Below are 6,917 nucleotides of genomic sequence, written 5' to 3'. Positions count from 1 at the left end.
AGTGGCTATTTTAAAACGACACCCTGCTACTTAAAAATGGGACTATTTAACATCTTTAGAAAAGACCTTAAATCAAATAAGGCGACGACTGACAATGGTGTATTAGGCCCAACATTTTTAGACGGGTTGACTATTCACATAGACAACCTAAAAGACCTGCATTCACACGAATGGAGACGGCAACTGAAATCTGCAAGTGGACAGACAAAATTTAGTATCAAGTATTATGGGAGACTTCACGAAAATTATTCAAACTTAATTATTGGGACAGACTTTGCACCATCTTTAGTTTATGCTGTTGATGCTTCCAGCGGACAAGAAATATTATTGTTTGATGGCTGCAAGCATGGGTATAATGCTTTGCTATGCGACACATTTACTGACGAACAAAATAATAATAGACAACCTACAAACATTTACAAGGACAAGGACGGCTACGACACATTTGAAATTGTTATCTCAACCTACAACGGAATTGACTTTGATGATGAGTTTTCAGAGGAAGTTGATGAGAATGGATTGATAGAAATTATTGATGGAACTAAAATTGAGTTTGAGATACTTAAACGCAATGCCTACGACACTTTACAAATTTGGGCGACAAACGAAAACAGTAAAATAATTGACTTTGTTTCAGAAGAGCTTGCGTGACAAAACAGCCACTAACATTGGTATTGCCGCAAGCAGGGCGTGACGGAATAAACTTCATCTTTTTGTTGGCTATTTAGCTTTTGTACGGGCTGGACTTTATATATTTGGCTTATGGAAAAAACATCAGCAATATTGCAATCACCAGCAAAAGTTCCGGGCTGACCCAGCGCTATGCCCCTGCCTGCAGGCAATACCTTGCTCGTTAGCAGCAATGACCGAAGCGAATAGACTTGCATAGTTTGACACTCAATGATAATAGTTGGTTTTTCGAATCGATATTGTTATACGAAATCATATTTAAAGGCAATAGTAATCACAATATGAGCGGTATAAAAAAACAAAGAGGCCTTAAACGGTATTATAAGAATCTTGCATCAAAAATTGACTTTGACAGGAAAACTTGGCTTGACTTTGAAAACACTGAGACTTGGGAGCGCAACTGGCATATACACTTTGACTATGAAGGCCATGGTAACAATAGTTTCAAAAAAAGAAAACCACATTTAGACAAGTTGTTTAGGCATTTTGATTTACTGGTTGACAAAACCAAAAAATTAAAAAAGGGCTTTCATCTTTATACTGTTTTGCTTGACTTTGATAGCCATAGCGATGCATTATTTTTACATACCCCTAATCAAAATAACAGTCAATTCCCTTTTAAAATTTCCGATTTGAAGTTAGATACAACATTGACAAATGGACAACTAAATGACTATATTAATAATTTGGAAGGCTTTGAAAAGTTATATGGAAAAGGTGGTGAAGCTTTCTGCTTAATTTACAAAAAAAATGTGGGACAACCTTTTTGATACACCCTACTTGACCCGGCAGCAAAGACTGAAGCGAATAGATCAGCATTTGTTGACACATATGGCTTGACCCCAATAGTGAAGAACTAAGCGAGTAGACTGGCCACATTTGCCAAGCATTTTGTCTTAACACCAAATAAGCCGACCTCGGAGCGATAGCCTAAAAAGACAGGTTCTATTTAGCTGACAAAACGGCTTAAAATGCAGAAAAGACCGTCAACAGTTGACACACTCTACTGTTGACAAATGCTGCTAACATCCGTATTTGCGATATGGCTGGCTTGACGGAACAAACTCGGCTTTTAGTTCCTTTTTTAGCTTTTGTTCCAGCAGACCCATTAATATTGGTCAGTAGGTTATATATTTGAACTTTAGGAGCAGGTATTTGGCTTTAGTTATCGGCTGACCCAGCGCTATTTTCAGCCACATCCCAAATACCGACTCGTTGCCTGCAAGCGTATTGCAACACCCTAAAAACCTCAAGTAGACAAATATCAAAATGGACATACGACTATTAGTTTTAAGAACAACCGACACAAAGAAGCTTGCAGACTTTTATAGCTTATTCGGGCTGACTTTTGATTATCACAAACACGGAAATACGCCATTTCATTATTCTGCAACAATAGGACAAACCATTTTAGAAATTTATCCATTAACCAAAAGCCAAACAGAAGCAGATAAAAACTTACGTTTAGGCTTAGGCATTGACAATTTTGATCAAATAATTTTGACTTTAAAAGAAATGCAAGTACAGTTTTCATTAGAGCCGACACAAACTGACTTTGGATTTATGGCAATTATTTGTGACCCAGACGAAAGAAAAATTGAACTTTATAAAAAATGAAATCATTATCACCTGTTGACAAATTTGGAAAATTCATTGTTGAGAACCTTCGAGACAAAGGAATTGACTTTGCCGAAGGCCTTTTAAAAAACCTTTGGAAAGCACCGAGTTTACTCAAAATTCAAAATGAAATTGCAACACTAAACGACAATCAAAAAATTGCTTTCATAAAAGCCATTACACAAACCATGGACGGTGCAATTCACGACTTTTTATTTGCGTTACAAGAACAAGCAGACTTTGATAATGATATTCAAATTTTAGTTGATGGACAAAATGTTGTAGAACTAAGTGACGGTATACACGGAGAAGCATATTCTGACGAAGGATGGTTTGCAAAATACAGCAGACACAAAAGTGACAGCTAAAAGCACAGCAGGCAACATCCGTATTTGCAATATGGCTGGCTGACCGGAACACACTCGGCTTTTGGTTCTTCTTTAAACTTTTGTTCCGGCCGACCGTACAATATTGGGCAGTAGGTTATATATTTGAACTTTAGGAGCAGGTATTGGGCTTTTGTTATCGGCTGACCCAGCGTTATTTTCAGCCACTTCCCAAATACCGACTCGTTGTGTGCAACCCGTGTGCGACAGTCCGCACTAGGTTTAAAACATACGGCTCTAGTGAGCGATGACAAAATTAAAACTCCTAATTAAGACAGTCTCACAAACCAAAACAGGAGAACCCCTGATTTGGTTTATAAAGCTATTTAACCCGCCATGATTTAATTTCAAGACTTCCAATTGAATTCATTTCTATCAATCCTATTTTAATTAAACAAATAATTCTACAATGAAAATAAGACTACTCTCTCTGTTTGCAATTTTATTATTGACTGCAACAACAATAAACGCTCAAATACCAACCAATGGTTTGATAGCGTATTATCCCTTTAGTGGCAATGCAATTGATAGTAGCGGTAATGGAAATAATGGCACAGTAAATGGTGCAATATTGTCAAATGATAGATTTGGGAATACTAATTCTGCGTATAGTTTCAATGGCGTTAGCAGCTACATAACAGTACCTCAAACCAAACAAATTGAAATGTATCAAGGTACATGGAACATTTGGGTAAAACTTAATTCTCCCTCTAAAGGTAAAGGTTATTACTTTTTTGGAAAAAGGGATAATCAAAATGACGATATAGTACTAAGTGAATATCAGGGTAATTGTGTTGGTCAATATGTTGGTAATGGCAATAATAACACTGGAACTGGATTATCTGGTAGCACTATAGCAAATGGTTGGCATATGTTAACTCTTATGTATGATTTATCTAAAACAAAAAACAACCTACAACTATTTTGCGATGGCAAGGCTAATGATTCTTCAACTGTACAACAACTAACATTTATTAATGGAGATATTCGTTTTGGTATTGAAGAAAACAATAACTATTGGGATGCTTTAAACGGAATACTTGATGATGCTCTTATTTATAACCGAGTATTAAATAACACAGAAATACAAACATTATACCATCAAGGAGGATATGCCTTACCTGTTTCTTTTGAAAATATTAGTGCTGTAAAGAATGGCAATTTTGTAAATGTTAATTGGCAAACAGCCACAGAACTAAATACAAGCCACTTCATCATTCAACACAGTAAAGATGGCACTTCGTTTACAGACATAGGCACTCTAAAAGCAGTAGGCAGTGGGGCAAACGGCTATGAATTTACAGACTATACCCCTACTATTGGCACAAACTACTACCGCTTTCAAAGTGTGGACAAAGACGGCAGCAGCAGTTATAGCAAAGTAGTGAGTGTAAACTTTGGCAACAACTCTTCCTTTGCCATTAAACCTAACCCAGCAAAGGACTTTGCAACCATCAGTTTCAGCAAAATGGTTGACAAAGCAACCATTGCAGTCTATGACTTGGCTGGTAAAGCAGTCATTACAAAATCACTTAGGGGAAGTAGAAGCTCTTACAAACTAGACACCCAAACCTTGACAAACGGTGTTTACGTGATAAAAGTAAAGACCGACACAGGCAGCTACAATGAAAAGCTGTTGATAAACAAATAGAACTTTTATAGAAGTGCAGCCAGCTTGACAATGGTTGCACTTCTTTCTTTACTGCTGGACACACCCTGCTATTGGGTATGCCCACAACATCCGTATTTGCAATATGGCTGGCTTGACGGAACACACTCGGCTTTTTACCTTCTTTAAACTTTTGTTCCGGCTGACCGTACAATATTGGGCAGTAGGTTATATATTCGAACTTTAGGAGCAGGTATTTGGCTTTTGTTATCGGCTGACCCAGCGCTATTTTCAGCCACATCCCAAATACCGACTCGTTACCTGCCATTTTATGACTGAACAATATGCCTACATCAAGAGACAATTTTTTAACTCATTAAAACGTGGAACTGGAGAAGCATATTTAATTTTGAATGACAATCCAAATATTGACTTTTCAGATATAATCATTGAAGGTGCATTTACAAATTTCGCCTTTGACCAACAATGTGAAGGAAGCAGAGCAGTTTACGTTTATAGACTTATTAAAAAGATTCCGCAGAAAGATAAAATTATAAAAACAGTTTTGACAAAACTTCAAGTAAAGCGAAATGATTATTGGGGACTTGACCAAATGTGTGATTTAGCTGTTTTGTTTTTCAAAGCTGGATACCCAGAAGCTAAAACAGCTTTATATAATCGTTTTGAAAAAAATGCTTTGGAAGGCTACGAGTTTTGCGGACAAGTCCAATTAATGGAAATTGATGGCATAAATGGTGCTTTAAAAGTCGCTGAAAGTGTAGGAAAGAAAATATTTGAAGAAAACGATTGGGAAGACAGTTGGCATATTGATAACTTTCAAAAGAAGAACAAGCAACTATCAGTTTATAATGAACTTCAAAAAGCAGGTAAACAAAATAAATTTATTGATGCTTATCTCAAATCAATTATTGAAAATAAATGGTCTCGTGCTAAGTACAAGAAAAGTACAAAATTTTCTTATGAACTAATCAGGGAAAAGATAGACGCGAATAAATTTCGCGTCATTTCTGTAGACAAAGCAAACGACCTTTCAATTCAAGAGGTCGAAAAATTAGCAACAGAAGTTTTAGAAGAAAAAGACAAGCAAAGACAAGAGCTTTATTTACGATTTTTCGCAAAAAGAAAATTTCCTTTCGACTACCGTCTATTATTGAAAATTGCAAGTGGTAAAAATCCACCTAAGACAAGACTTGTTGAATATGCGGTTGACAGCCTAACATACTTTTCGGGTAAAGACATTCGGAATCTTGCTCTGCAAAAATTTAGTTCACTGAAAAACCCATCCAACTACCTCAATTTGTTAGTAAGCAACTATGAAAAAGGCGACCACCAATTATTGGTTGAAATTGCAAATAGGTCTGACAATTATGAATACATACATTCAATTGCTTTTGGTTTCATTGATATTTACAAAGTGAACAAAACAGAAGATTGCAAGGAGCCATTGGAGATAATCTATAATAAAATAAATTGTGGAATACACAGAGAAGACATTGTAAAACTCCTAATTGACAATAATGTTTTATCGGATAAAATTAAATGGGAAATCAAATTTGACAGCAATATTAAACTGAGAAAACTACACACCCAGGTGACCAAAAACGGCAGGTAACATCCGTATTTGCAATATGGCTGGCTTAACGGAACTCACTCGGCTTTTAGTCCTTGTTTAAACTTTTGTTCCGGCCGACCATACAATATTGGGCAGTAGGTCATATATTTGAACTTTAGGAGCAGGTATTTGGCTTTTGTTATCGGCTGACCCAGCGCTATTTTCAGCCACATCCCAAATACCGACTCGTTACCTGCCATTTTAAAATGATACAGTTCCAATTTGAAAATTTGACCATTAAGGTTTTTGACGACTCGACATATTCGTATGAGTCGACAGACAATAAATTCAATTACCTTAAACATTATTTTGGTGACGGTGGACAAGAATATCCAGTTTCAAGACATGGCATTAAAATATTTGACAACGAAAAAGAAATAAATAGTTGCATTATTATTGGTTCAGCAGGTGCGACAGGAATTCATAAAAATTCAGCACTTATTGACAACGACAAATTAATACTCTGTTGCTGTGACACATTATTCTGTTTGACACTGCCTGAATTAAATTTACTTTGGCAGACAAAAGTAGACTCTGCAACTTGCTTCCAGGTGTTCAAACTTGACAACGATTATTTAGTACACGGCGAACTTGAAATTTCACGGATTGACAATGAAGGAAAAATAAAATGGCAATTTGGTGGCGCAGACATTTTTGTTACTATTGAAGGACAAGACGAATTTGAATTTAATTCTGACCACATTATGTTGACCGACTTTTGTAAGACAAAATATAAAATTGACTTCAATGGAAAACTATTGTGGACGACACATAAGTAGACACAAAACGGCAGGTAACATCCGTATTTGCGATATGGCAGGCTTGACCCAACCAAATCGGCTTTTAGTTCTTTTTTTAGCTTTTGTTCCGGCAGACCCAACAATATTGAGCAGTAGTTTATATATTTGAACTTTAGGAGCAGGTATTTGGCTTTAGTTATCGGCTGACCCGGCGCTATTTTCAGCCACATCCCAAATACCGA

The 6,917-nt window shown here is 36.4% G+C and carries 7 protein-coding genes; all 7 read left to right on the top strand.

The genetic code is table 11. The features are described from left to right. Positions 1-651, top strand: a 651-nt coding sequence (locus tag ACHFIY_RS18960) for a hypothetical protein (protein WP_410847704.1), incomplete at its 5' end; no start/stop codon positions are given. A gap of 320 nt (positions 652-971) precedes the next feature. Further along, positions 972-1,460: a hypothetical protein gene (locus ACHFIY_RS18955; protein ID WP_410847703.1), complete on the top strand. Its 489-nt coding sequence runs from the start codon at positions 972-974 to the stop codon at positions 1,458-1,460. A 499-nt stretch (positions 1,461-1,959) separates the two neighbouring features. After that, positions 1,960-2,307 carry a VOC family protein gene (locus ACHFIY_RS18950; RefSeq protein ID WP_410847702.1) on the top strand — a complete coding sequence of 116 codons (348 nt, stop codon included), beginning with the start codon at positions 1,960-1,962 and terminating at the stop codon, positions 2,305-2,307. Continuing rightward, positions 2,304-2,675 carry a hypothetical protein gene (locus tag ACHFIY_RS18945; protein ID WP_410847701.1) on the top strand — a complete coding sequence of 124 codons (372 nt, stop codon included), beginning with the start codon at positions 2,304-2,306 and terminating at the stop codon, positions 2,673-2,675. Before ACHFIY_RS18950 ends, ACHFIY_RS18945 begins: the two co-directional genes overlap by 4 nt. A gap of 427 nt (positions 2,676-3,102) precedes the next feature. Further along, positions 3,103-4,344, top strand: a complete 1,242-nt coding sequence (locus ACHFIY_RS18940) for a T9SS type A sorting domain-containing protein (RefSeq protein WP_410847700.1) — start codon at positions 3,103-3,105, stop codon at positions 4,342-4,344. A gap of 289 nt (positions 4,345-4,633) precedes the next feature. Further along, the gene (locus tag ACHFIY_RS18935; RefSeq protein WP_410847699.1) at positions 4,634-5,935 is read left to right on the top strand and encodes a hypothetical protein; all 1,302 of its coding nucleotides are present in this window, start codon (positions 4,634-4,636) and stop codon (positions 5,933-5,935) included. Between the two features lie 206 nt (positions 5,936-6,141). Further along, positions 6,142-6,714, top strand: a complete 573-nt coding sequence (locus ACHFIY_RS18930) for a hypothetical protein (RefSeq protein ID WP_410847698.1) — start codon at positions 6,142-6,144, stop codon at positions 6,712-6,714. The last annotated feature ends 203 nt before the right edge of the window (positions 6,715-6,917 follow it).

Origin of the sequence: Parasediminibacterium schistidii (genome assembly GCF_046546515.1) — a bacterium.
Lineage (GTDB): Bacteria > Bacteroidota > Bacteroidia > Chitinophagales > Chitinophagaceae > Parasediminibacterium.
The sequence above is the reverse complement of the archived record's forward strand: the minus strand, read 5'-3'. Positions and strand labels throughout refer to the sequence as shown.